This is a genomic window from Herbiconiux sp. L3-i23, assembly GCF_023734115.1.
Lineage (GTDB): Bacteria > Actinomycetota > Actinomycetes > Actinomycetales > Microbacteriaceae > Naasia.
Genome location: NZ_AP025737.1, coordinates 2,476,414 through 2,500,348, shown reverse-complemented (window position 1 = coordinate 2,500,348; position 23,935 = coordinate 2,476,414). Strand labels below are relative to the sequence as shown.

Annotated in this window: 17 protein-coding genes and 1 tRNA gene; 16 read left to right on the top strand and 2 right to left on the bottom strand. The window is 70.0% G+C overall.

Annotated features, from left to right (window positions below; genetic code table 11):
• Nucleotides 1-196: 196 nt before the first annotated feature.
• From NGH83_RS11885 to NGH83_RS11870, 4 genes are all read left to right on the top strand, one after another.
• Nucleotides 197-3,910: an IPT/TIG domain-containing protein gene (locus NGH83_RS11885; protein ID WP_251856457.1), complete on the top strand. Its 3,714-nt coding sequence runs from the start codon at nucleotides 197-199 to the stop codon at nucleotides 3,908-3,910.
• 69 nt (nucleotides 3,911-3,979) lie between these two features.
• The gene (locus NGH83_RS11880) at nucleotides 3,980-5,266 is read left to right on the top strand and encodes a S8 family serine peptidase (RefSeq protein WP_251856456.1); all 1,287 of its coding nucleotides are present in this window, start codon (nucleotides 3,980-3,982) and stop codon (nucleotides 5,264-5,266) included.
• A 54-nt stretch (nucleotides 5,267-5,320) separates the two neighbouring features.
• Nucleotides 5,321-6,715 carry an NAD(P)/FAD-dependent oxidoreductase gene (locus NGH83_RS11875; protein ID WP_251856455.1) on the top strand — a complete coding sequence of 465 codons (1,395 nt, stop codon included), beginning with the start codon at nucleotides 5,321-5,323 and terminating at the stop codon, nucleotides 6,713-6,715.
• 11 nt (nucleotides 6,716-6,726) lie between these two features.
• Nucleotides 6,727-6,800 (top strand) — tRNA-Leu (locus NGH83_RS11870).
• Nucleotides 6,801-6,911: 111 nt separating this feature from the next.
• Here the strand turns inward: NGH83_RS11870 and NGH83_RS11865 are convergent.
• On the bottom strand, nucleotides 6,912-9,086 hold the full coding sequence (locus tag NGH83_RS11865; RefSeq protein WP_251856454.1) for a hypothetical protein: 2,175 nt from the start codon (nucleotides 9,084-9,086) through the stop codon (nucleotides 6,912-6,914).
• 150 nt (nucleotides 9,087-9,236) lie between these two features.
• On the opposite strand from NGH83_RS11865, the gene NGH83_RS11860 reads away from it, so the two are divergent.
• The 6 genes from NGH83_RS11860 to NGH83_RS11835 all read left to right on the top strand — a co-directional run bounded on the left by NGH83_RS11860 (nucleotide 9,237) and on the right by NGH83_RS11835 (nucleotide 15,273).
• Complete coding sequence (locus NGH83_RS11860; RefSeq protein ID WP_251856453.1) at nucleotides 9,237-9,815, top strand: TetR/AcrR family transcriptional regulator; 579 nt, start codon at nucleotides 9,237-9,239, stop codon at nucleotides 9,813-9,815.
• Nucleotides 9,812-11,053: an MFS transporter gene (locus NGH83_RS11855; protein ID WP_251856452.1), complete on the top strand. Its 1,242-nt coding sequence runs from the start codon at nucleotides 9,812-9,814 to the stop codon at nucleotides 11,051-11,053. Before NGH83_RS11860 ends, NGH83_RS11855 begins: the two co-directional genes overlap by 4 nt.
• On the top strand, nucleotides 11,053-12,294 hold the full coding sequence (locus NGH83_RS11850; protein WP_251856451.1) for an amino acid deaminase/aldolase: 1,242 nt from the start codon (nucleotides 11,053-11,055) through the stop codon (nucleotides 12,292-12,294). The genes NGH83_RS11855 and NGH83_RS11850 overlap by 1 nt, the downstream gene beginning before the upstream one ends.
• Complete coding sequence (locus NGH83_RS11845) at nucleotides 12,291-13,622, top strand: D-arabinono-1,4-lactone oxidase (RefSeq protein ID WP_251856450.1); 1,332 nt, start codon at nucleotides 12,291-12,293, stop codon at nucleotides 13,620-13,622. The genes NGH83_RS11850 and NGH83_RS11845 overlap by 4 nt, the downstream gene beginning before the upstream one ends.
• Nucleotides 13,623-13,707: 85 nt before the next feature.
• Nucleotides 13,708-14,274: a LemA family protein gene (locus NGH83_RS11840; RefSeq protein ID WP_251856449.1), complete on the top strand. Its 567-nt coding sequence runs from the start codon at nucleotides 13,708-13,710 to the stop codon at nucleotides 14,272-14,274.
• A gap of 114 nt (nucleotides 14,275-14,388) precedes the next feature.
• On the top strand, nucleotides 14,389-15,273 hold the full coding sequence (locus tag NGH83_RS11835; RefSeq protein ID WP_251856448.1) for a M48 family metalloprotease: 885 nt from the start codon (nucleotides 14,389-14,391) through the stop codon (nucleotides 15,271-15,273).
• On the opposite strand, the gene NGH83_RS11830 is transcribed toward NGH83_RS11835, so the two are convergent.
• Nucleotides 15,248-16,570: a winged helix-turn-helix domain-containing protein gene (locus NGH83_RS11830; RefSeq protein WP_251856447.1), complete on the bottom strand. Its 1,323-nt coding sequence runs from the start codon at nucleotides 16,568-16,570 to the stop codon at nucleotides 15,248-15,250. The genes NGH83_RS11835 and NGH83_RS11830 overlap by 26 nt on opposite strands.
• Before the next feature lie 197 nt (nucleotides 16,571-16,767).
• Here NGH83_RS11830 and NGH83_RS11825 point away from each other — a divergent pair, with 197 nt between their 5' ends.
• Genes NGH83_RS11825 through ilvA form a run of 6 tightly spaced genes read left to right on the top strand, consistent with a single transcriptional unit; the run spans nucleotide 16,768 to nucleotide 23,176 of the window.
• Nucleotides 16,768-17,889, top strand: a complete 1,122-nt coding sequence (locus tag NGH83_RS11825; RefSeq protein ID WP_251858528.1) for an ABC transporter substrate-binding protein — start codon at nucleotides 16,768-16,770, stop codon at nucleotides 17,887-17,889.
• A 19-nt stretch (nucleotides 17,890-17,908) separates the two neighbouring features.
• The gene (locus NGH83_RS11820) at nucleotides 17,909-18,865 is read left to right on the top strand and encodes an ABC transporter permease (RefSeq protein WP_371872671.1); all 957 of its coding nucleotides are present in this window, start codon (nucleotides 17,909-17,911) and stop codon (nucleotides 18,863-18,865) included.
• Nucleotides 18,862-19,653, top strand: coding sequence for an ABC transporter permease (locus NGH83_RS11815; RefSeq protein ID WP_251856446.1), 792 nt, complete (start codon nucleotides 18,862-18,864; stop codon nucleotides 19,651-19,653). The genes NGH83_RS11820 and NGH83_RS11815 overlap by 4 nt, the downstream gene beginning before the upstream one ends.
• Nucleotides 19,650-20,720 (top strand): ABC transporter ATP-binding protein, encoded by a 1,071-nt coding sequence (locus tag NGH83_RS11810; protein ID WP_251856445.1) that lies wholly within the window; start codon nucleotides 19,650-19,652, stop codon nucleotides 20,718-20,720. The genes NGH83_RS11815 and NGH83_RS11810 overlap by 4 nt, the downstream gene beginning before the upstream one ends.
• Before the next feature lie 42 nt (nucleotides 20,721-20,762).
• A complete protein-coding gene (locus NGH83_RS11805; protein WP_251856444.1) occupies nucleotides 20,763-21,917 on the top strand; it encodes an AI-2E family transporter in 1,155 nt (384 codons plus the stop codon).
• Complete coding sequence (gene ilvA, locus NGH83_RS11800; RefSeq protein ID WP_251856443.1) at nucleotides 21,914-23,176, top strand: threonine ammonia-lyase; 1,263 nt, start codon at nucleotides 21,914-21,916, stop codon at nucleotides 23,174-23,176. The genes NGH83_RS11805 and ilvA overlap by 4 nt, the downstream gene beginning before the upstream one ends.
• The last annotated feature ends 759 nt before the right edge of the window (nucleotides 23,177-23,935 follow it).

Below are 23,935 nucleotides of genomic sequence, written 5' to 3'. Positions count from 1 at the left end.
TCAGTGCACTGATCGGTCTACTGACCGCCACTCAGGCTGTGGTCAGCCTCTTACCCAGTGATGCACTCATTCGCGGCTTCGCTGGGAGATAAACCTTTGCGACGACATTTGGTTTTCCTATGGTCCTCCAACCACGGCCCGACGAGGTGGCCGGAAAACGATTGGGGGATCGTTCGCCATGTTGCGACGAACACGTGTGGCGGGTTTCGCCACAGCGGCAGGTCTGGTAGCAGCCAGCACCCTGCTCTATGTATCACCCGCCGCGGCGGCACCAGGGGACGCCAATGCCAGCGGTCTGAGTATCGATCTCGGTCTCGATGTCCTCGGCCTGTTGGAGGTCGACGCCGTTGCGGATGTCGGCGCCGTCTCGGGTAACGACGCCGAGACGCTCGCCGACGTCGACGTGGCAGGGCTCCTCGGAGCCGATGCGACCGCCGGCGTCATCGATCTCGCGTCGGCGTCCGATCTCACCGGCGCCAGCGCGTCGAGCGAGGTCGCGGACATCGACGTGAACCTGCTCGGTCTCGACCTGCTTTCGGTCGGAGCGGCGAGCGCGTTCGCGAGCTGCCCGGTCGGAGCCGCTCCGACCGCGGATGCGGAACTCGCGGGCCTCACCGTTCTCGGCCAGGCGGTCACCGTCGACGCGGACACTCCCACGGTGCTGACCGACATCGGTCTCGACCTGGGGCCGCTCGCGACCGTGACGGCGGACATCGTCCTCGAGCAGGTCGAAGCGACCACCGCGACCTCGGCGATCTCGTCGGCGCTGCAGCTGTCGATCGCCATCGAGGGAACCGTCGCCGGCATCCCGCTGCTCTCGACCGACGCCGGCACGATCACGCTGGCACAGGCCGACTGCGAGCGTCCGCTCGTCGCCGTCGCCGCGGCGACCGTCACCCCCGGTGACGGCCCGACCGTGGGCGGCCAGACGGTGACCATCGCCGGCACCGGCTTCACCCCGGACACCACCGTGGCCTTCGGTGGCGTGCCCGCCGAGGTTGTCGCGATCGACCCGACCGGAACGGCGATCACGGTCGTCACTCCTCCGGGTGTCGCCGGACCGACGACGATCGACATCGCGAACGGTGCCGGCGCCGCCGTCGGCAGCTACGTCTACGTCGAGTCGGCCATCGCCGGCATCGCGCCTCTGCAGGGCTCGAGCGACGGCGGGACCTCGGTGACGCTCACCGGCCAGAACCTCGAGGACGCCGCCACGGTGACCTTCGGGGGAGTGCCCGGCACCATCACCTCGGTGACGCCCGGCGCGGTCGTGGTGACCACCCCGGCGAACCCCGCCGGTCCTGCCGACATCGTGCTGTCGCTGACGGGTGGCGGTGACATCGTGTCGCCGACCGACTACCTGTACGTCGACACCGCGCTCACCGCGTTCACCCCGACCGCGGGCTCCGAGCTCGGCGGAACGGTGGTCCGCATCGACGGCACCGGCCTGCAGACGGCGGAGAGCGTGGACTTCGGCGGCGTCACCGTCCCGGTGACCGAGATCGGCCCCGACGGCGCGTACGTCGTCGCGACCGCTCCCGCGGGTGTCGGAGAGGTCGCCGTCTCGGTGAACCTCGCCGGTGGCCCGGCGCTCGTCGCCCCCGCGCCGTACCTGTACCTCGCGCTCGACGACCGCGACGCCGATGAACTCCTGCCGGCTGCCGGCTCGACGCTCGGCGGCACCACGGTCACCATCGAGGGCGAAGGCCTGCAGGACATCACGACCGTCGACTTCGGAGGCGTCCCCGCGACGATCACCGCTGTCGAGGCCGACGGCACCGCCGTCACCGTCCTGACCCCGGCTCACGACGCCGCGGCCGTTCCCGTCACGCTGACCTTCAGCGGTGGCGAGTCGATCGTCGCCGACGAGTACTTCGACTATGTGGTCACCGCGATCACCGACATGGTGCCGAACGCCGGCTCCGAGCTCGGCGGCACGCTGGTGCAGATCACCGGTGAAGGACTCGACGCGGCCACCGCCGTGCTGTTCGGCGGAGTCTCCGGCACCGACCTCACCGTCGCTCCGGATGGCGAGTCGATCACCGTCTTCACCCCCGCCGGCACGGGCATCGTCCCGGTCGTCGTGGCGGTCGACGGCGGCCCGAGCCTGACCTCGGCCACCCCGTTCACCTACCTCGCGATCGAGGACCGCGGCATCGACGGCCTGGCTCCGGCTCAGGGCTCGACGCTCGGCGGCACCATCGTCACCATCGACGGTGAGGGCCTGAACGACCCGACCGACGTGGTTTTCGGTGACGTCCCCGGCGTCATCGTCGCGGTCGCGGACGACGGCTCGAGCATCCAGGTCGAGGCACCCGCCGCGGCTGCGGGAGCGGTCGACGTGACGGTGACCTTCAGCGGTGGGGAGACCCTCACGGCGGATGACCAGTTCGTCTACGTCGACACCGAGGTGTTCGACCTGGCACCGGTCGCGGGCTCGTCGCTCGGTGGCACCACGGTCGTCATCGACGGCGAAGGCCTCGCCACCGCGGAGTCCGTCGAGTTCGACGGCGTCGCGGGCACCCTCGTGGATGTCGCCGAGGACGGATCCTCCGTCACCGTCGTCACCCCGGCGGGTCTCGGCATCGCCGACGTCGAGGTCATCCTCGCCGGTGGCACCGTGCTCACCTCTCCGGTCGACTTCGAGTACCTGACCGCTGCCGATCGCGTCATCGACGGGTTCACGCCCGGCGTCGGGCCGGCCGCGGGCGGTTCCACCGTCGTCATCACCGGTGACGGATTCGACGACATCACCGCCGTCGACTTCGGTGGAGCGCTCGGAACGATCGTCGCGATGAACGAGGAGGCGACCGAGATCGTCGTGACCTCGCCCGCCCACCCGGCGGGAGCCGTCAGCCTGGCGCTGCTCAACGCGTCGGGTGAGCGTTTCGAGGCGGCCGCACCGTACGTGTTCGTCGACATGGCCATCGCCGGGATGACTCCCGCCGCCGGCTCGGAGATCGGCGGCACCACGGTGACGATCGGCGGCTCGGGCTTCGGCACGGCCACCACGGTCGAGTTCGGCGGCGTGCCCGCCGTGATCGAGGACATCGCGGACGACGGCTCGTCCATCGTGGTCACGACCCCTGCCGGTACCGGCAGCGTGCCCGTGGTGGTCGGCTTCGAGGGCGGCACCACGGTGACCGCTCCGGCGCCCTACGAGTACATCGCCTTCGAGGACCGCGCGATCACCGGGATGGAGCCCACCTCGGGCTCGATCAACGGTGGAACCGCCGTCACCATCACCGGTGAGTACCTGCACGACACCACCGAGGTGTTCTTCGACGGCGTGGCCGGCGAGATCCTCGATGTGGCTGCCGATGGCACCTCGGTCGTCGTGATGACGCCCGTCGGCGACCTCGGCGAGGCCGTCGTGATGGTCGCCTTCGGTCCGGAGTCGCTGACCGCGGCGGATCCCTTCGTGTACCTCGCCCCCGTGGCGCCGGTCATCGGATCGATCACGCCGAACAGCGGCCCGATGACCGGTGGAACGACCGTCGTCATCACCGGTGAGGGCCTGCGTGACGCCTCCGAAGTGACCTTCGGCGGGGTTCCGGCCACGATCGTCGACTCGACGGACCCCGTGTTCGTCCCCGGCGAGGTCGTGCCCATGGCCCTGGTCGACTCGATCACGGTCATCACTCCTTACGGTCAGGTCGGAACGGTGGATGTCGTCGTCACCACTCCCGACGGGACCACCACGGCCGAGGACGCCTTCGAGTACACGCTCGCGGCTGTTCCTCCGGTGACCACTCCGGCGGGTGAGGACGGGACTACGGGTGCCTCGTTCGGACCGTCGGGGTTGGCGTCGACAGGGGTTCAGGGGGGACCCATCAGCGCGATCGCCCTCATCGCGCTACTGATCGGCGCCGGCATATGGAGGCGCGCAGCAGCTCGCACCGCTGACTGAGCCTCCTGACAGGGCGGCGCTCCGATGGGGATCGGGGCGCCGCCCTCCTTCGTCCGCGACAATCGAACAATGAACGAAGCGACGCGGAACGGTCGCGGCCGACGATTCATCTCGTCGGTCGCGGCCGTTCTCGTCGTCGCGGCGACGTTCGGCGCCGCGCAGCCGGCGCATGCCGACTACGTGCGCGACCTCGAGTACTGGCTCGACGACTACGGCATCCGCGAGGCGTGGCAGACCACGCGCGGGGCCGGTCAGCGCATCGCCGTCATCGACACCGGTGTGGCCGACGTCTCCGAGCTGGCCGGTGCGGTCGTCGGCGGCACGGATGTGTCGGGCATCGGCTCGCCGGACGGGCGCGAACCGGTCGGCGAGGAGTCGAGCCACGGCACCCTCGTCGGCACGATCCTCGCCGCGCGCGGCGACGGCGGCGACGCGGGTGTCATCGGCGTCGCGCCGGAGGCCGAACTGCTGTCGATCTCGGTGGCGTTCGGTGATGCGGCGGCCGCGTCGACCGACGACCAGATCGCGAACGCGGTCCGCTGGGCGGTCGACAACGGAGCGACCGTCATCAACATGTCGCTGACGACCAACACGCTCACCTGGCCCGAGAGCTGGGACGACGCCTTCCTCTACGCCTTCGAGAACGACGTCGTTGTCATCGCGGCCGCCGGCAACCGGGGGGCAGGAACGGTCGAGGTCGGGGCGCCCGCCACGATCCCGGGTGTCGTCGCCGTCGCCGGGGTCGACCGCGCGGGTGACGCCAGCTTCGACGCCTCGAGCCAGGGCATCACGCTGGCCGTCGCCGCCCCGAGCGAGGAGCTCGTCGGGGTGACGCCGAGCGGTGATCCCGTGCTGTGGTCGGGCACCAGCGGTGCCGCCCCCATCGTCGCGGGCGTCGTCGCCCTGATCCGATCCGCCCATCCGGACCTCGATGCCGACTCGGTGATCGAGCGCCTCATCCGCACGGCGAAGCCCAAGGGCGATCCGGTCCCCGGCCCGATCTACGGGTACGGCCTCGTCGACGCGGCCGCCGCGGTCACCGCCGACGTCGCCCCGGTCGACTCGAACCCGCTGGCCGTGCCGTACGACCTCGCCGAGTGGATCCGCCTCTACCGCCGGTCCGACGCGCCGACGCCGCAGCCGACCGCGGAGCAGAGCGCACCGCCGGTCGCCGCGCCGAAGGGGCCCGCCGACCCGTACGGTTTCATCCCCGTCTGGCTGCGGCAGGCGCTGCCGACGACCGGGTTCCTCCCCGGCGTGCTGCTGCCGGTGTCCGTGTTCGCAGTTTTCGGTGCCCTTCTGGCACTGACCGTCGCGGGAACGGTGCGTGCGGCGAGGCGCGCGCAGCGCAAGTAGTAGCCTTGTCGGGGCCGATCGCGCCCATAGCCCACGAAGTGGAGAATTTCCCAAGTGCCCAAGATCCTGATCGTCGGCGGTGGTTACGCCGGTTTCTACACGGCATGGAAGCTCGAGAAGCAGCTCAATAAGGGTGAGGCCGAGGTCGTCGTCGTCGACCCGCTGCCCTACATGACCTACCAGCCGTTCCTTCCCGAGGTCGTCGCCGGCAACGTCGACCCGCGTCACGCGATCGTCCCGCTGCGCAGCCACCTCAAGACCACCACCGTCGTCACCGCGAAGGTCACGAAGATCGACCACGCGAACAAGACCGCGACGATCACCCCCGAGGTGGGCGAGCCGTGGGAGATGGCGTACGACATCATCGTCGTCACCGCCGGCGCCGTGAGCCGCACCTTTCCGATCCCCGGTGTCGCCGACAACGCGATCGGCCTCAAAGCGATCGAAGAGGCCACCGCGATTCGCGACAAGATCATCACCAACTTCGACAAGGCGGCGAACCTGCCCGCCGGTCCCGAGCGCGAGCGCCTGCTGACCTTCGTGGTCGTCGGCGGCGGCTTCGCCGGCATCGAGGTCTTCGCCGAGATGCGTTCGCTCGCGAGCAACCTGGTGAAGAAGTACCCGCAGCTCACCTTCGACGACACCCACTTCCACCTCATCGAGGCGATGGGCCGCATCATGCCCGAGGTGTCGCTGAAGACCAGCCACTGGGTGCTGAAGAACCTCGCCGAGCGCGGCGCCGAAGTCCACCTCGACACGCAGCTCAAGTCGGCGGTCGACGGCGTCATCGAGCTGTCGACCGGTGAGAGCTTCGAGTCCGACGTCATCGTCTGGACCGCCGGTGTCATGGCGACCCCGATGCTGAAGAACACCGACCTCCCGCTCGAAGAGCGCGGCCGCCTGCGCGTCCGCGCCGACCTCCGGGTCGAAGGCGACGACGGAATCGTCGCCGACGCCTGGGGTGCCGGTGACGTCTCGGCTGTACCGGATCTCACGGGCGGCGGTGTCGGCGGCTTCACGGTCCCGAACGCGCAGCACGCGGTCCGCCAGGGAAAGCGCCTCGCGAAGAACCTCGTGGCGACCCTCCGCGGCGAACTGCCGAAGGACTACATCCACAAGGGCCTCGGCGCGGTCGCGGGCCTCGGCCCCGGTTACGGCGCCTTCCAGTCCGGCAAGATCGGCATCACCGGGTGGGTCGCATGGCTGATGCACCGCGGTTACCACGGTCTCGCGATGCCGACGTGGGAGCGCAAGATCCGCGTCATCATCAACTGGGTCCTCGGATTCATCCTCGGCCGCGACATCGCGTCGATCGAGGCCCGCGAGCACCCGCGCGAGGTGTTCGAGACCTTCGCCGCGCGTCCGAAGGCGGCTCCCGCCTCCGAGCCGCTGCCGCAGAAGGGGTCGTCGACTCCCGCGCAGAAGCAGCCCGTCCCGGCCGAGAAGTAGTCTCTGGTCGGGCCCCCATAGCCCAACCGGCAGAGGCAGACGACTTAAAATCGTTTCAGTCGGAGTTCGAATCTCCGTGGGGGCACGGCGTCGGCGCGTCGGTACTGCTGAGGTGCATCGCACCTGATCAGGACCGCCGCGCTTCTTCGTGCGCGCTCAATGCCAGGCGGCGTCCGGACCCGCTGATCGCTTCGGGCTAGCGCTCCGCAGAGCCGAGGGCGGGCTCTACGAATCGCACCCATGCCCAGGTGCCCAGGCTGAAGGCGGCGAAGAGTGCGGCGGCGGCGGCTCCGATGAGCCATGTCGTCGCATGGCCGTCACCGGTGACCGACGTGACGACCGTGAACAGCAGGGTCCACGTCACCAGCGCCGTCGCGGCCCAGATCAGCCGAGACTGCTCGAGCAGCGTGCGGCCGGGGAGGTTCGCCGTGGGCAGGAGCGAGATCGCGGCGGCGCCCGACGCGGCGAAGGTGACCGTCGAGGTGAACTCGGTGACGAAGTGTTCGAGAGCGGTTGCGGGGGAGTCGACGGCGCCGTAAAGGAGCCACCCGCCGATGGCGAGCACGATGAGCACCGCGGTCTGGCCGAGCGCCAAGGTGCTGCGGCTCCGCGCCGAGGCGGACTCGCCGAACCGAGGAGCCAGCACCTGACCGAAGGCGATCGGCGGGGCGAGGGTGAAGATCCGGCTGAGGAGGGCGGCGACGCCGGAGACCGCGAGCAGACCGGGTCGGACCTGCACGGTCGCGTCGAGTCGGAAGAGGCGTCGGCCGATCCAGACCGTCGCGGTGGTGCCGACGAGGTTCACCAGGAGGAGGGCGAGCACCACCGCCGCCGAGAGCCGAAGGTAGTTCGACTGCGCGAGGACGGGATTCGAGAGGACGACGAGCATGGCGGCGACGCCGAGTGCTCCGACGCCCTGGGCGAGACGTCCGGGCGCGGAGCTCTCGCGGCGCGGCTCGTATCGGGGACGGTTGCGTCCGGTGATCGACGGAGGGCGACGGAATCGGCCGGAGAGGGTGCGCGCGCCGAGGAGCCCCGGCAGCACGACGAGCAGCATCGTGCCGCTCGAGAGGGCGAACGCGGCGGCGACGTCGCTCGCGAGCACGGCGCCGAGGGGGCGCAGCGCCGATCCGATGGCGGTGGGAGCGCGGAGATCGCGAACGAACGGACTGGGCGGTGATGACGGTCCGCCCGGCGCGACCGGTGCGGCCTGCCCGCCCGGGGCGCCGTTCGTCGGCGGCGCCGCGCCCGGGGTTCCGGGCGCGACCGGCGCAGCGGACGACGGGCTGCCCGCCGCGGACGGGGTGGGGCTGGGAGTGGACGCGTCGAAGACGACCCCGGCGACGCGGGCCTTCTCGCTCGCGTTGCCGGCAGGGTCGAGCTGGAGCGCCGTGAGCTCGTAGGTGCCCGCCGGGATGGGGGAGCTCACGCACGACCAGGTCCCACCGGAGACCGTGGCCTGGCAGACGGGGTGCACCCCGGCGAAGACGATGACGGTGTTGCCGTCCTCGCCGCGGCCGGACACGGTGCCCCCGGACAGCGGGAGCGTCGCTCCGCGGCCCGGTGCGGTGACCGTCGGAGCGGCGGGTGCGTCCTTGTCGATGAGCACCGTCGTCGCAGCGCTGACCTGGGACCCACCGGGATAGAAGTCGGCACTCTGCGTCGCCGTGGCGCTGTAGCTGCCGGTGGGCAGAGGCTCGGCGAGGATGCAGGTCCACGATGCCGTCGGATCGGCGGTGATCGTGCACGAGGAGTCGAGGCCGGTGACGCGCGCGGTCACGGTGGCGCCCGGATACGCCGATCCACCGACCTGGCCCGCCGTGGTCGCCCGGGTCGAGGACGTGATGGTCGGGGCGCCGAGCCACGCGACGTCGACCCGCTCCACCGCGGTGGTTCCGTCGAGCAACGCCACGATCCGGAGGCGGACCGGTCCGTCCGGAAGAGTACTGATCGCGCAGGTCCACGTGGTGTCCGAGCTGGCGGGGGCGATGCAGAGCGGCTGGCCCGAGCCGTCGTCGATCTGCACCTGCACCTCGCTGTCGGCGCTCCGGGTGCCCGAGAGTGTGGTCGGCAGCGTCAGCGGAACGGGCGGCGCATCGACGGTCACGGTGGGAGCGGCGGGCGGCGCACCGGTTGACGGCGAGTCGGGCACCTCGAGCTGCTCGTCGGGCGCCGCATCCGGAACGGCCGGGGCGAGGGTCGGTGGCGCCTCGCCCTGCTCGGCCGCCAGCGCCGCCGCGGGGGCGCTCAGCAGAGCCGCCGCGCCGATCAGGGCGACGGCGAGCGCCGCGGCGAGACCGTTGCGGCATGCCGCGGTGGTCCGCCCACCACGGAGCGGACCCCGGAGAACGCTGCGGAAGAAGGAGGGCACCTGCGATCTATTCACGCAGGGGCGCCCGACAGTGTCAAACATCTCCGGCGCGCCGCCCCTGGTGTCGACGCCCCGGGCACAGCAGAATGGCGGAGAAGTGGGACACTCGTCCCACTTCTCGGATCGGTCGGGGAGACGCGGATGGCGCGCATGGCGGCGACGGAGCGCAAGAGCGCCCTGCTCGACGCTGCGATGACGCTGATCGCCCGCGAAGGCGTCGGCGCCGCGTCGACCCGCGCGATCACGGCGGAGGCGGGGATGTCTCTCGCGAGCTTCCACTACGTCTTCGATTCGCGTGACGCGCTGCTCGCCGAAGTCATCGAGCGGGCGCTCGCCCGCGAACTGGCAGTGCAGACCGACCTGCCGTTGCAGGGGGTGCCGCTGGAGGAGCGGGTCTACCAGGCGTTCCTCGCGTCGATCCGTCTGCTCATCGAGGCGCCGACGACCGAACTCGCGCTGTTCGAGCTCATGCACCACGCGCTGCGCACCCCGGGGCTCGAGCCTCTCGCGAAGCGTCAGTACGAGAGGTACTGGGATGCCGCGGAGTCGCTGGTGGCCGGCACGGGCGCACGCTGGGATCGACCGACCCGCGAGATCGCCCAGATGGTCGTCGCCATGAACGACGGCATCGCGCTCGCCTGGCTCGCCACCCGCGACCTCGAAACGGCGCAGCGCATGGCAGCGGTGGCGACGTCCGCCATCGTGCGGATGGCGGTGGACCCGCGATGACGGGTCTCGTGAGCGAGGGACGCCGCACCGGCACGAGGTGGTCGGTGCTCTTCGGGGTCGCCTGGCTCGGCGTATGGCTGGCGCAGCTCACCCCGATCCAACTGCTGCTGCCCCTGCAGATCGACGCGGACGCCGACGCGCGCGGCGGCTGGCTCGGCAGCGTCGTCGACTTCGGTGTCATCTCCGGCGCCGCGGGGCTCTGCGCGCTCGTCGCCTTCCCGCTCGCCGGGACCCTCAGCGATCGCACGACGTCGCGGTTCGGGCGTCGTCGCCCGTGGATCGCCGTCGGAACGCTGATCTTCGCCGCCGGCCTCGTGCTCCTCGCGCTCCAGCACGACCGGCTCGGGGTGGGGATCGCCTGGTGCGTCGCACTCACCGGCTTCTGCGTCGTGTCCTCCGCGCTCACCGCACTGATCGGCGATCTCATCCCCGTCGAGCGCCGGGGGAGCGTCTCCGCCTGGATCGGCGGGCCGCAAGCCGTCGGCACCATCGCCGGGCTCCTGCTCGTGACCGAGATCTTCACGGGAGTGACGAGCGGGTACCTCGCCGTCGCGGCGGTGCTCGTGCTGCTCGTCCTGCCGTTCCTCCTCACCACGCCGGACACCCCTGCCGACGCGCCGCGAGCGAAGCTCGGTGTCCGACAGCTCCTCTCTGGGCTTTGGATCGACCCCGTCGCCCATCCCGACTTCGCACTCACGCTCACCGGACGCATCCTGGTGAACCTCGGCAACGCGCTCGGCACGACCCTGCTGCTCTACTTCCTCCTCTACGGACTCGGAGACCGCGACGCCGAGGACCACCTCGTGCTGCTCAGCCTCATCTACCTGGTCTTCCTCGTCATCGCGACCTTCATCGGAGGGGCCATGTCCGATCGTCTCGGACGCCGACGGCTCTTCGTGGCGCTCGCCGCGGTGTTCCAGGGCATCGCCGCGGCGATCCTCATCGCGGTGCCGTCGTTGCCCTCCGCGTTCGTGGCCGCCGCACTGCTCGGGATCGGCTACGGCGCCTTCCTCTCCGTCGATCAGGCGCTCGCCACCCAGGTGCTGCCCGACCCGGAGTCGCGCGGCAAGGACCTCGGCATCATGAACGTCGCGATGGCGGTGCCACAGGCGTTCGGGCCGCTGATCGGGGCGGGGCTCGTCGCCTTCACCGGCGGGTTCGGGGCCGTGTTCGGCGCCGCCGCCGTGCTGTCCGTGCTCGGCGCGGTCGCCGTCGCCCGAGTGAAAGGTGTGCGCTGATGCGCGACTCGATCCCTCCTCTCGTCCGGCCGACGGCCACGCCCTGGAAGCAGCCGGCGCAGTACTGGTCGAGCCTCGCTGCGGCGACCGCGCACCTGGAGACTCCGCTCGGTGTCATCGACCATCAGGCGCTCGCCCACAACGCGTACGACATGATCGACCGCGCCCACGGCACACCCATCCGGGTCGCGTCGAAATCGGTGCGGGTCCGGGCCGTGCTCGACGCGGTGCTCGCCCTGCCCGGTTTCTCCGGTGTCCTCGCCTACACGCTCGCTGAAGGCATCTGGCTGGCGGGACGCATCGACGACGTCGTCATCGGCTATCCGACGGCCGATCGCGGTGCACTGCGCGTGCTCGGATCGTCGGACGAGCTCGCCTCGCGGGTCACGCTGATGGTCGATTCGGTCGACCACCTCGACTTCATCGATTCGGTGCTGCCGCCGCGAGAGCGAGCCACCATCCGGGTGGCGATCGAGCTCGACGCGTCGTTCCGCTCGCACACGCTCGGGCGCCTCGGCGTGTGGCGGTCGCCTGTGCACGATCCGGACGATGCGCGGGTGCTCGCGCGCGCCATCGCCGGGCGCGCGGGCTTCGTGCTCGTCGGGATGATGGCGTACGAGTCGCAGATCGCCGGACTGCAGAACCGGGTGCGGGGTGCCGCTCTGCGTTCGTCGGTGATCCGCTCGATGCAGGAGCGCTCGTTCGCCGAGCTACTCGAGCGACGCGGTGCCGCCGTCGAGGCGGTGCGCGCCGTCGCCCCGCTCGAGTTCGTCAACGGCGGTGGCACCGGATCGCTCCATCTCACGAGCACCGATCCGTCGGTGACCGAGATCGGAGCCGGGAGCGGACTGCTCGCGGGCCACACGTTCGACTCCTTCGCCGACTTCGAACCGGCCCCTGCCTCCGCGTGGGCGTTGGACGTGGTCAGGAGACCGAGCGTCGACCGGGTGACCGTCCTCGGCGGCGGCTGGATCGCCTCCGGACCGCCGGGTCCCGACCGGCTTCCCCGAGTGGTCTGGCCCGAAGGCCTCGAGTACGCCCGACACGAGCAGGCCGGTGAAGTGCAGACACCGCTCGCCGGTCCCGCGGCCAGGTCGATGGCGCTCGGCGACCGGGTGTGGTTCCGTCACGCGAAGTCCGGTGAACTCGGCGAGCACCTCACCGAATTCGGCATCGTCGACGACGGGGTGGTCGTCGCAACCGTTCCGACCTACCGCGGCGAGAGGAAGATGTTCCTGTGACGGCGAGAGCGAGCGCGGCGCCGGTCGACCGGCCGTGGGCCAACTGGGCCCGCAATCAGCGAGCCGTCGCGTCGAGCGTCGTGACGCCCTCGAGCATCGCCGAGGTGTCGGAGCTGGTCGTCCGCGCCGCCGCCGAGGGGCGCCGGGTCAAGCCCATCGGCGCCGGTCACAGCTTCAGCGCCATCGCCGTCCCCGTCGACGTCCAGGTCGACCTCGAGAACCTGCGCGGCCTCCTCGCCGTCGACACGGCGACGGGCACGGCCACCTTCGCCGCAGGAACGAGGCTGCGGGAGATCCCCGCCCTCCTCGCGCCGCACGGGTTGGCCATGGAGAATCTCGGCGACATCGACGAGCAGAGCATCGCGGGGGCTATCTCGACCGGAACGCACGGAAGCGGTTCGGGTTTCGGTGCGCTCGCCACCCAGGTCGTGGCCTTGACCCTCGTCACCGGCGACGGCGAGCTGCTCACCGCCGATCGCCGCACCGACCCCGAGCTGCTGCACGCCGTCGCCGTCGGGCTCGGCGCCCTCGGCATCGTCGTCGAGGTCACGCTGCAGTGCGTCCCCGCATTCGTCCTCCTCGCGCGAGAGCAGAACGAGCCGCTGGCGACGCTGATCCCCGCCCTGCACGAGCGATCGCTGCAGTCGGACCACCTCGACATCTACTGGTTCCCGCATACCGAACGCGCCCTGGTGAAGACCAACACGCGCCTCCCCGGGCACTCGACCGTGCGGCCGCCGTCCGACGCGCGGCGCTGGTTCGACGACGAGTTCCTCGGCAACACCGTCTACGGCGCGCTCTGCCGGCTGGGTGCACTCGCGCCGCAACTCGTGCCGACCATGAACCGCCTCACGAGCTCCGCCGTCGCGCAGCGGGAGTACTCCGACCGGTCCCACCGGGTGTTCGTCGCCCGGCGCACCGTCCGCTTCGTCGAACAGGAGTACGCGCTGCCCGCCGAGAACCTGGCCGAGGCGCTGGAGCGGGTCCGCGACGTCATCGACCGTCGCGGCTTCCGGATCTCCTTCCCGCTCGAGATCCGGTTCTCGGCCGGAGACGACATCTGGATGTCACCCGCGAACGGCCGCGCCACCGGCTACCTGGCCGTGCACCGCTACTTCCGCGAGCCGTACGCCGAGTACTTCGCGGCGGTCGAAGAGGTCTGCGTCGCGCTCGGCGGACGGCCGCACTGGGGCAAGTACCACACGCTCACCGCCGAGGTGCTGCAGCCGAGCTATCCGCGGTTCGAGGAGTTCGCCGCGCTGCGCGATCGGCTCGACCCGCAGCGGATCTTCTCGAACCCTTACCTTGAGCAGGTTCTCGGCAGCTGACCGCCGCGCACCGCAAACCAGGAACGTTCTGGGAGAGCGGTGGGACGCAGATCGTCGCTGAGGGTCCCTTGGCTAGGATGACGCCATGGAGATCCTCATTCCGATCCTCATCGTCGTCGCGCTCGTCGTCATCGCAGGTATCTACCTGTGGGCGACCTACAACTCGCTCGTCACGCTGGGCGTCCGCGTCGACGAGGCGTGGAGCGACATCACGGTGCAGCTGAAGCGTCGCGCCGACCTCATCCCGAACCTCATCGAGACGGTCAAGGGTTACGCCACGCACGAGCGCGGGGTGTTCGAGGCGGTGACCGCCGCGCGAGCCGAGACGCTGTCCGCGACGACCCCCGGTCAGGCCTCCGTCGCCGAGGACCACATGCAGGCCGCGCTGAAGAGCGTCTTCGCGGTCGCCGAGGCGTACCCGCAGCTGCAGGCGAGCCAGAACTTCCTCCAGCTGCAGAGCGAGCTGGTCGACACCGAGGACAAGATCCAGGCCGCCCGCCGCTTCTACAACGGCGGCGTCCGCGAGCTGAACACGAAGATCAAGGTGTTCCCGAACAACCTGTTCGCGAAGAGCCTCGGCTTCACCGAGCGCGAGTTCTTCGAGGTCTCCGAGCCGGCCGCCATCGCCGAGCCTCCCCGCGTCCAGTTCTAACACCTCACTCGCCCACTTCACCCCGTCCCGGCCCGCCGAGACGGGGTGAAGTGGGCGAGTCGCTTGTCGGTGGGGGCGGCCGGCCCTGGTGAACGGCCTCAATAGAATCCACTCATGTACAGCGCGATCGCGAAGAACAAACGCAACACGGTCTTCATCCTGCTGTTCTTCATCGTTCTGATCGGTGGACTCGGGCTGCTCGCGCAGTACATCTACGGGCGCCCCGGCGACTACTCGATCGCGATCCTCGTCGTGCTCGGTGCCATCGGCTTCGCGGCGTTCCAGTACTTCCTCGCCAGCAGTGAAGCGCTGTCGATGGCGGGAGCGGTGCCGATCCAGAAGTCGGACAACCCGCGCCTCTGGCGCATCGTCGAGAACCTGTCGATCACCACGGGAACCCCGATGCCGAAGGTCTATGTGGTCAACGATCCGGCCCCCAACGCGTTCGCGACGGGCCGCGACCCGAAGCACGCGTCGGTCGCGGCGACCACCGGGCTGCTCGACATCATGGACGACGCCGAGCTCGAGGGCGTCATGGCGCACGAGCTCGGGCACGTTCGCAACTACGACATCCGGGTCTCGATGGTCGTCTACGGGCTCGTCGTCGCGGTCGGAATCCTCTCCGACCTCCTCGCCCGGATGGCGTTCTTCGGCGGCAACCGCAACAACAACAGCAACCCGATCGTGCTCATCTTCGGGCTGGCGGCGATGATCGTCGCGCCGCTCGTCGCGAGCCTGGTGCAGCTGGCGGTGTCACGTCAGCGCGAGTACCTCGCGGACGCGACGGGCGCGCTGACGACCCGTCACCCCGAGGCGTTGGCGAGCGCGCTGCAGAAGCTGGGGGAGTACGGTCGCCCGATGCGGCGGCAGAACTCGTCTATGGCGCACCTGTGGATCGCCGACCCGATGAAACCCGGTGTCGTCGCCCGCCTCTTCGCCACCCACCCGCCGCTCGCCGACCGCATCAAGCGCCTCACCCGGATCGGCGGCGAGTTCTAGCAGCCCCGCCCGAGCCGCCCCGCCCCGCGAAGCGATACGAAGGGGGCACCGCTCCTTCGTATCGCTGCGCGGGGCGGGCGGCGGGGGAGATGACAGTCGCCAGGGTCGGGGCGAGAGTGCCGCGGCCCATCACCTCGACACGGTCGAGTCCCTGCCACTCGGCCGCCGAGGCGAGGAGGGCGGCGATGCGCTCCACATGCTGTTCGGCGGCACCGTTCTCGCTCCACGCCGACTGGACTCGCAGCACCCCCGCCTGACGGTCGCTCTTCAGGTCGACCCGGGCGACGAGCTCGTCGTCGATCAGCACGGGCAGCACGTAGTAGCCGTACTCGCGCTTCGGCTCGGGCGTGTAGATCTCGATGCGGTACCGGAACCCGAACATCCGCTCGGTGCGGTCGCGCTCCCAGACCACGGGATCGAACGGGGACAGCAGCGCAGCGGACTCGATGCGTCGAGGTACGCGAGCGTCGCGGTGACGCCAGGCTTCGAGCGGCTTGCCGCCGCGTTCCCAGCCCTTCACCGCGATCGGGATCAGCTCGCCGCTGTCTTCGAGTTCGCGCAGCGCCGTCTTCACGGCCGGACCCTTGAGCCGGTAGTAGTCGGCGAGGTCTTTCGCGGTGCCGACGCCGTGGGCGATCGCCGCGCGGCGGAGCAGTTCGCGGAACGCGTCCTCGCGGGGGATGTCGACTTCGAGGATGTCTGCGGGCAGCACCTGTTCGGCCAGTCCGTACCGTCGCTCGAACCGCGTGCGGCCGGCGGAGACGACCTCGCCCCACCAGAAGAGGTACTCGAGCCCTTCCTTCACGTCGCTCCAGCCCCACCAGGGCCCGCGGCGCTTGTTCGCGTCGTGCTCGATCTCGCTGGCCGCCATCGGCCCGTTCGCGGCGAGTTCGGCGCGCAGCCAGTCGAGCATGTCCCCGTTCGCGGCGACCCACGGGTCGGTCGCCGTGTGCTTCTCGCGGTACTGCTCCATGCGCCACCGGAACAGCGGCCAGCTCGTGACCGGCACGAAGCAGGCGACGTGGGCGAGGTACTCGACGTACCGCCCGGGAGGAGAGAACAGCTGACGGTCGAGCAGGGAGCGGTCGTACGCGCCGAGACGGGCGAAGACCGGCAGGTAGTGGCTGCGCTCGAACACGTTGACCGAGTCGATCTGCAGCAGCCCCAGTCGGTCGATGAGCCCGTTCAGTTGACGGGTGCCCGGATGCGGCACGGAGGGCCTGCCGAAGCCCTGCGCCGCGAGCGCGGTGCGCCGCGCGGCAGCCGCCGTCATCGTCTCCACCGCTGCGGTCGCCATCGCGCTCGACACTAGACCCGACGCCCGACACCGCTCCCTGACGCCCCGCCTCGAGTGCTCCGCCAGCGTGCACCCGGTGTTCACCTCTCCGTCGCTCTGCCGTAGCGGAGCGGTCCTACGTTCGGTCCGCCGGTGGTTCGCGTCCCGACCACAGCACGGGCAGCCGCCGGCCAAGAATGGAGAACCCCGTGAAGAGCATGCGCACCGCGCTCGCTTCTCTCGCCGTCCTCGGTGTCGCCGGCCTGACCCTCGCCGGCTGCTCGGCGACCCCGGCCGAAGGCACCGACGGAACCGCCGCGGCGACGGCCACCAGCCTCGCCGACTTCGGCGACATGGCCGCCCTCGAAGAGGCCGCCAAGGCCGAAGGCGCGCTCAACGTCATCGCGCTGCCCCGCAACTGGGCGAACTACGGCGAGATCCTCGACCTGTTCGCCGAGAAGTACCCCGAGATCACCATCAACGAGGCGAACCCCGACGGGTCGAGCCAGGACGAGATCGACGCCGCCACCAACCTCGAGGGCCAGGACACCGCGCCCGACGTGTTCGACCTCGGCGCCGCCGTCGCGCTCGCCAACACCGACATGTTCGCGCCGTACCAGGTAGAGACCTGGGACGACATCCCCGACGCCCTCAAGGAGCAGTCGGGCCTCTGGGTCGGCGACTACGGCGGCTACATGTCGATCGGCTACGACCCCGACGCCGTGCCGGCCCCCGAGTCGCTCGAGGACCTCCTCGGCGCCGAGTACGCGGGCAAGGTCGCGCTGAACGGCGACCCGACCCAGGCCGGCTCCGCCTTCGCAGCCGTCGGCCTCGCGTCGGTGCAGAACGGTGGATCGGTCGACGACTTCCAGCCCGGAATCGACTTCTTCAGCGAGCTGAACGCCGCGGGCAACTTCCTGAAGGTCGACCCCGACACCTCGACGATCACCTCGGGTGAGACCCCCGTCGTGTTCGACTGGGACTACCTGAACGCCGGTCTCACGGCCGAGCTCGAGGGTCAGCGCAACTGGGAGGTCGTGGTCCTGCCCGGCACCGGTTACGCCGGCTACTACAACCAGGCCATCAACAAGAACGCCCCGCACCCCGCGGCCGCGCGTCTCTGGCAGGAGTTCCTCTACAGCGATGAGGTGCAGAACCTCTGGCTGAAGGGTGGCGCCCGTCCCGTCCGCGCCGAGGCCATGGTCGAGGCCGGCACGATCGACTCCGACCTCTACGACGCGCTCCCCGAGGTTCCCGAGGAGACCGTCGTCCCCACCCAGGAGCAGTCCGAGGCGGCCGCAACGCTGCTCGGCGAGAACTGGGCCTCGGCCGTTCAGTAACGAGCCGGTCAGTAACGAAGTGACGTCGAACACCGACGCGACCGCGGCGGGGGTGCTCACAGTGAGCGCCCCCGTCTCGGGGTCGCCCGCACACGTCCCCGCCTCCGGGGACGTTCCCGCTTCGCGCAAGAACCGCGGCTGGCTCGCGAGCCTCGGCCTGCTGCCGTTCGGCGCCTACGTGGTCATCTTCCTCGCCCTGCCGACCCTGCTGGCGGTCGGCACCGGGTTCTTCGACGCCGAGGGCGCCTTCACCTTCGACAACGTCGCGGCGCTCGGTGACCCGGTCATCGTCCAAACCTTCTCGAATACCCTCCTCCTCTCGGCCGTCACCGCCGTCGTCGGCGCCATCGTCGGCGCCCTCGTCTGCTACGCACTGGTCGGCACCCGACCCGCCGGCGCGCTGCGCTCGTTCGTCGACGCCGCATCCGGTGTCCTCGCGCAGTTCGCGGGCGTCATGCTCGCCTTCGCCTTCATCGCCGTCATCGGCGCCCAGGGCGTGCTCACCCTGCTGCTGCGGGACGCTGGCCTCGACATCTACGAGGGCGGCATCTGGCTCTACGACCTGCCGGGCCTCGTGCTGCCGTACCTGTACTTCCAGATTCCGCTCATGATCATCACGTTCCTCCCCGCTCTCGAGGCGCTGAAGCCGCAGTGGGCCGAGGCCAACGCGACGCTCGGCGGATCCCGTCTCGCCTTCTGGACGAAGATCGGCATGCCCGTCCTCGCCCCGTCGTTCTTCGGCAGCCTGCTGCTGCTCTTCGCGAACGCCTTCTCGGCTTACGGCACCGCCGCCGCGCTGATCAGCCAGGGATCGCCGATCGTGCCGTTGCAGATCCGTGGAGCCCTGTCGAGCGAGGTCCTGCTCGGCCGGGCGAACCTCGCGGGCGCACTCGCGCTCGGGATGATCGTCATCATGGCGATCGTCATGTCGCTCTACGCCGTGCTGCAGCGCCGGGCGTCGAGGTGGCAGCGATGAACCCCTCGCGCGTCACCCGCATCGCCATCCTCGGCCTCGTCGGCCTGGTCTTCGCCATCCCGATCGTCGGGATGATCGCCTTCACCCTCCGCGGCGGCCTCGAGGGCGGTCTCACCCTCGACCGCTGGCTCGCGCTCTTCGACCCGGAGGAGGCGCGCGCCTACACGCCGGTCTTCCGCGGCCTCGGCAACTCGCTCGTGCTCGCTCTTGTCACGGTGCTCGTGATGCTGCTGCTTCTCGTGCCGACCATGGTGCTCGTGCGGCTGCGCTTCCCGAAAGTGCGCCCGATCATGGAGTTCCTCTGCCTGCTGCCGATCTCGGTGCCGGCCATCGTGCTCGTCGTCGGCTTGGCGCCGATCTACCAGGTGCTGTCGCGCACCTTCGGCTCCGGGATCTGGACCCTGGCGCTCGCCTACGTCGTCCTCGTGCTGCCGTTCTCCTACCGGGCCATCCAGGCGAACCTCGACGCGGTCGATGTCACCACCCTCGCCGAGGCGTCGCGCTCGCTCGGCGCGGGGTGGGTGACCACGCTGCTGCGGGTGATCCTGCCGAACCTGCGACGCGGGGTGCTCGCCGCGGCGCTCATCTCCGTCGCCGTCGTGCTCGGCGAGTTCACGTTCGCCTCGCTGCTCAGCCGCGTCAACCTGCAGACCTCGCTGCTCGTGGTGAGCAAGCAGGATCCGTTCGGTGCCGTGATCTTCACGCTCCTGGCGCTGCTGTTCGCATTCCTCCTCCTCATCGTCATCGGCCGCGTCGGCGCGGGCCGCACCTCTCGAAGGACATCGTGACCACTCTCACTCCCACCCCTTCGGCCGCGCCGTCGCAGAGCCGCTCTGCCGCCGTCGAGCTGCGCGGCGTCGTCAAGACCTACGGCGCAGCTCGTGCGCTCGACGGGATCGACCTCCGGCTGGCCCCCGGCGAGTTCATCGCCCTGCTCGGCCCCTCCGGCTGCGGCAAGACGACCGCGCTGCGCAGCCTCGCCGGGCTCGAGCGCATCGACTCGGGCGAGATCCTCATCGACGGCGACGATGTGGCGCGCATCCCCACGAACAAGCGCGACATGGGCATGGTCTTCCAGTCGTACTCGCTGTTCCCGCACATGACCTCGATTGCGAACGTCGAGTACGGGCTGCGGATGCGCAAGGTCGCCTCGGCCGAGCGACGTCAGCGCGCGCTCGAGGCGCTCGAACTGGTCGGCCTCGGCGACAAGGGGGAGCGGTTCGCGCACCAGCTCTCGGGCGGGCAGCAGCAGCGCGTCGCTCTCGCCCGCGCCCTGGTGACCCGTCCCCGCGTGCTCCTGCTCGACGAACCGCTGTCGGCGCTCGACGCGAAGGTGCGCGTGCAGCTGCGCGAACAGATCCGCCTCATCCAGCTCGAGCTCGGCATCACCACCCTCTTCGTCACCCACGACCAGGAGGAGGCGCTCGCCGTCGCCGACCGGGTCGCCGTCATGAACGCGGGCCGCATCGAGCAGCTCGGTGCCCCGGAAGAGCTGTACTCGCGGCCGGCGACCGCGTTCGTCGCCGACTTCGTGGGCACCAGCAACCGCATCCCCGGCATCGTCGACGGCGGCCGGGTCGAACTGCTGGGCGAGACCCTGCCGCTCATCGACCCCACCGAGCCGAACGGGCCCGTGCTCGCGAGCGTCCGACCCGAGGATCTGCTGCTCGGCTCGACCGGCTGGAACGGTACCGTCGTCGCGAGCAGCTTCCTCGGATCGTCGCGGCGGACGACCGTCGCGGTGGTCGGCGGGGTCGAACTGGTGGTGCAGCACGACGTCGCCGTGTCGCCCGCGGTCGGGGAGTCGGTGCGGGTCGCGCTGCGCGGCACCCCTGTGGCGGTGCGCCCCGCGTAACGGTCGGGCACCGCGCACAGTCGCTGCTCCTAAACTGAGCCGATGGTGCTGAGAGGCAGAGGCAGGGTCGGCCGCTCCGGAGATACCCCGGACGAGCCGACCGGTGAGGTGCCGCCCGACACCCTTCCCGACGGGGTGCGCATCGCGGGGGCGTGGTCGTGGCGGATCCTCGCCATCGCCGGGGTGCTCGCGATCGTCACCTTCCTGATCGTGCAGCTCCGGCTCATCGTCATCCCGCTGCTCATCGCGATGCTCTTCGCGGCGCTGCTCGTGCCGCTCGTGAATTTCCTCGTCCGGCACCGCTGGCCGAAGTGGCTCGCCATCGCGATCGCCGAGCTCGGCACCATCGCCGCCGTCACCGCGCTCGTCTGGCTCGTCGTCACCCAGGTGATCCGCGGCTTCGACGACCTGCGGCAGCAGACCATCGAGTCGTACGACCAGTTGAAGCAGTACCTGCTCGACTCGCCCCTGCACCTCACCGAGGGGCAGATCAACGACTGGGTGCAGTCGATCGTCGCGGCGATCCAGCAGGACAGCCAGGTCGTCGTCTCCGGGGCGCTGTCCGTCGGCTCGACGCTCGGCCACGTGCTGACCGGGGTGCTGCTCACCCTGTTCGCCACCCTCTTCCTGCTGATCGACGGCCGCGGTATCTGGCGGTGGATCGTGCGCCTCTTCCCGAGGCGCGCCCGCACCGCGGTCGACGGCGCAGGGCAGGCCGGGTGGCTGACCCTCGGCAACTTCGTGCGCGTCCAGATCCTCGTCGCATTCATCGACGCGGTCGGCATCGGCCTCGGCGCCTTCATCCTGCAGGTGCCGCTCGCGATCCCCATCGCCGTGCTCGTCTTCCTCGGCTCGTTCGTGCCCGTGCTCGGTGCAGTGGTGACCGGCGCGCTCGCCGTCTTCATCGCCCTCGTCTACAACGGCCTCTGGCCCGCCGTCATCATGCTCGGCGTCGTCCTGCTCGTGCAGCAGATCGAGGGTCATGTGCTGCAGCCGCTCATCATGGGCACCGCCGTGAAGGTGCACCCGCTCGCGGTTGTGCTGGCGGTCGGAAGCGGTGCAATACTGGCGGGCATCCCCGGGACTCTGTTCGCGGTGCCCGTTGTCGCCGTCGCCAACGTGATGATCAAGTACATCGTCGAAGGCCGGTGGAGGACCAACCCGAATCCCACGCTCAAGGACGTCGTACGAGAATGACTGACACCGCTGCCACGACGCGCGCGCCCGCGTTCGCCGGCCCGACTCTCGCCGAGTTCGTCGCGGCACGCGAGGTGGTCGCCTCGGCGGCGGAAGTCACCCCGCTCGAGAGTTCGCGGTATCTCGCCGATGTGCTCGGCAGCCCCGTCTATCTGAAGTGCGAGAACCTGCAGCGAACGGGGTCGTATAAGATCCGCGGCGCCTACAACCGCCTGTCGAAGCTGACCTCCGAGGAGCGCTCCCGCGGCGTCGTCGCCGCGTCCGCCGGCAATCACGCGCAGGGAGTCGCGTTCGCGGCCCGCGAGCTCGGCATCAAGGCGACGATCTTCATGCCGATCGGCGTCCCGCTGCCGAAGCTGCAGGCCACCAAGAACTACGGCGCCGAGGTGCGCCTTCAGGGTCTCACCGTCGAGGAGCCGCTGCGCGCGGCCGCCGAGTACGCCGAGGAGACCGGCGCGGTGCTGATCCCGCCGTTCGACCACCCCGACGTGGTGACCGGTCAGGGCACCCTGGGGCTCGAGATCCTCGAGCAGCGGCCCGATGTGGACACGGTCGTCGTCCCGATCGGTGGCGGCGGACTCATCGCGGGACTCGCGAGCGCGATCCGTCAACAGGCGGCGGAGTACGGGCGCGACATCCGCGTCATCGGGGTGCAGGCCGAGAACGCGGCCGCATACCCGCCGTCGCTCACCTCGGGGGAGCCGACCGTCATCGAGACCCGGCCGACGATCGCCGACGGCATCGCGGTCGCGAAGCCCGGCATCCTGAACTTCGCGATCATCCGCGACGCGGTCGACGAGGTCGTCACCGTCACCGACGACGAGACGGCGCAGGCCCTCGTGGTGCTGCTCGAACGCGCCAAGCTGGTCGTCGAACCGGCGGGCGCCGTCGGTGTCGCCGCGATCCTCGCCGGGCGGCTTCCGGAGAACCTCGGCAACACCGTCGTGGTGCTGTCGGGCGGCAACATCGACCCGCTCATGATGGAGCGGGTCATCAGCCGTGGCCTCGCGGCGGGGGACCGGTACCTCAGCCTCCGCATCGGCCTGCCCGACCGCCCCGGCCAGCTGGCGATCATCTCGACGCTCATCGCCGATGCCGGAGCCAACGTCGTCGAGGTGCTGCACACTCGGCACGGTCAGGGCCTGCAGATCACCGAGGTCGAGATCGAGATCAGTGTCGAGACCCGCGGACACGAGCACGCGCAGCAGGTCATCGACCGCCTCCGCGCCGAGGGCTACGACCCCCGCACCGGCCACTAACCGAACTGCGCTCTCGTTACGCTCGTCCCGCGCTACTCGAGCCGTCTCGATACGGGCCTGGCGACCCTACTCGACGACCGGAGCAGGCGTCGTGTCTTTCGTATCGCTTCGCTCAACGAGCGGGGCGGTATCCCGGTCGTCGAGTAGCGACGGAGGAGCGTATCGAGACGGGTCGAGTAAGCGAAGCGCATCGAGACCACAGCTCCGACGCCCGAAACTGCGCTCTCGATACGCTCGTTCCTCGCTACTCGAGCCGTTTTGATACGGCGCTGGCGCGCCTACTCAACGACCGGGAGTCCGCTGGTGCCCTCCGTATCGCTGCGCTCAACGAGCGGGACCCAACCCGGTCGTTGAGTAGCGACGAAGAAGCGTATCGAAACGGGTCGAGTAAGCGAAGCGCATCGAGACCACAGCTCCGACGTCCGAAACTGCGCTCTCGATACGCTCGTTCCTCGCTACTCGAGCCGTTTTGATACGGCGCTGGCGCGCCTACTCAACGACCGGGAGTCCGCTGGTGCCCTCCGTATCGCTGCGCTCAACGAGCGGGACCCAACCCGGTCGTTGAGTAGCGACGAAGAAGCGTATCGAAACGGGTCGAGTAAGCGAAGCGCATCGAGACCACAGCTCCGAGGTCCGCAACGGTGCTCTCGGTACGCTCGTTCCTCGCTACTCGAGCCGTCTCGGTGCGCTTCGCCTACTCGACGACCGGTATGAGACCGTGCCCTTCGTATCGCTGCACTCAACGGGCGGGCTTTCCAC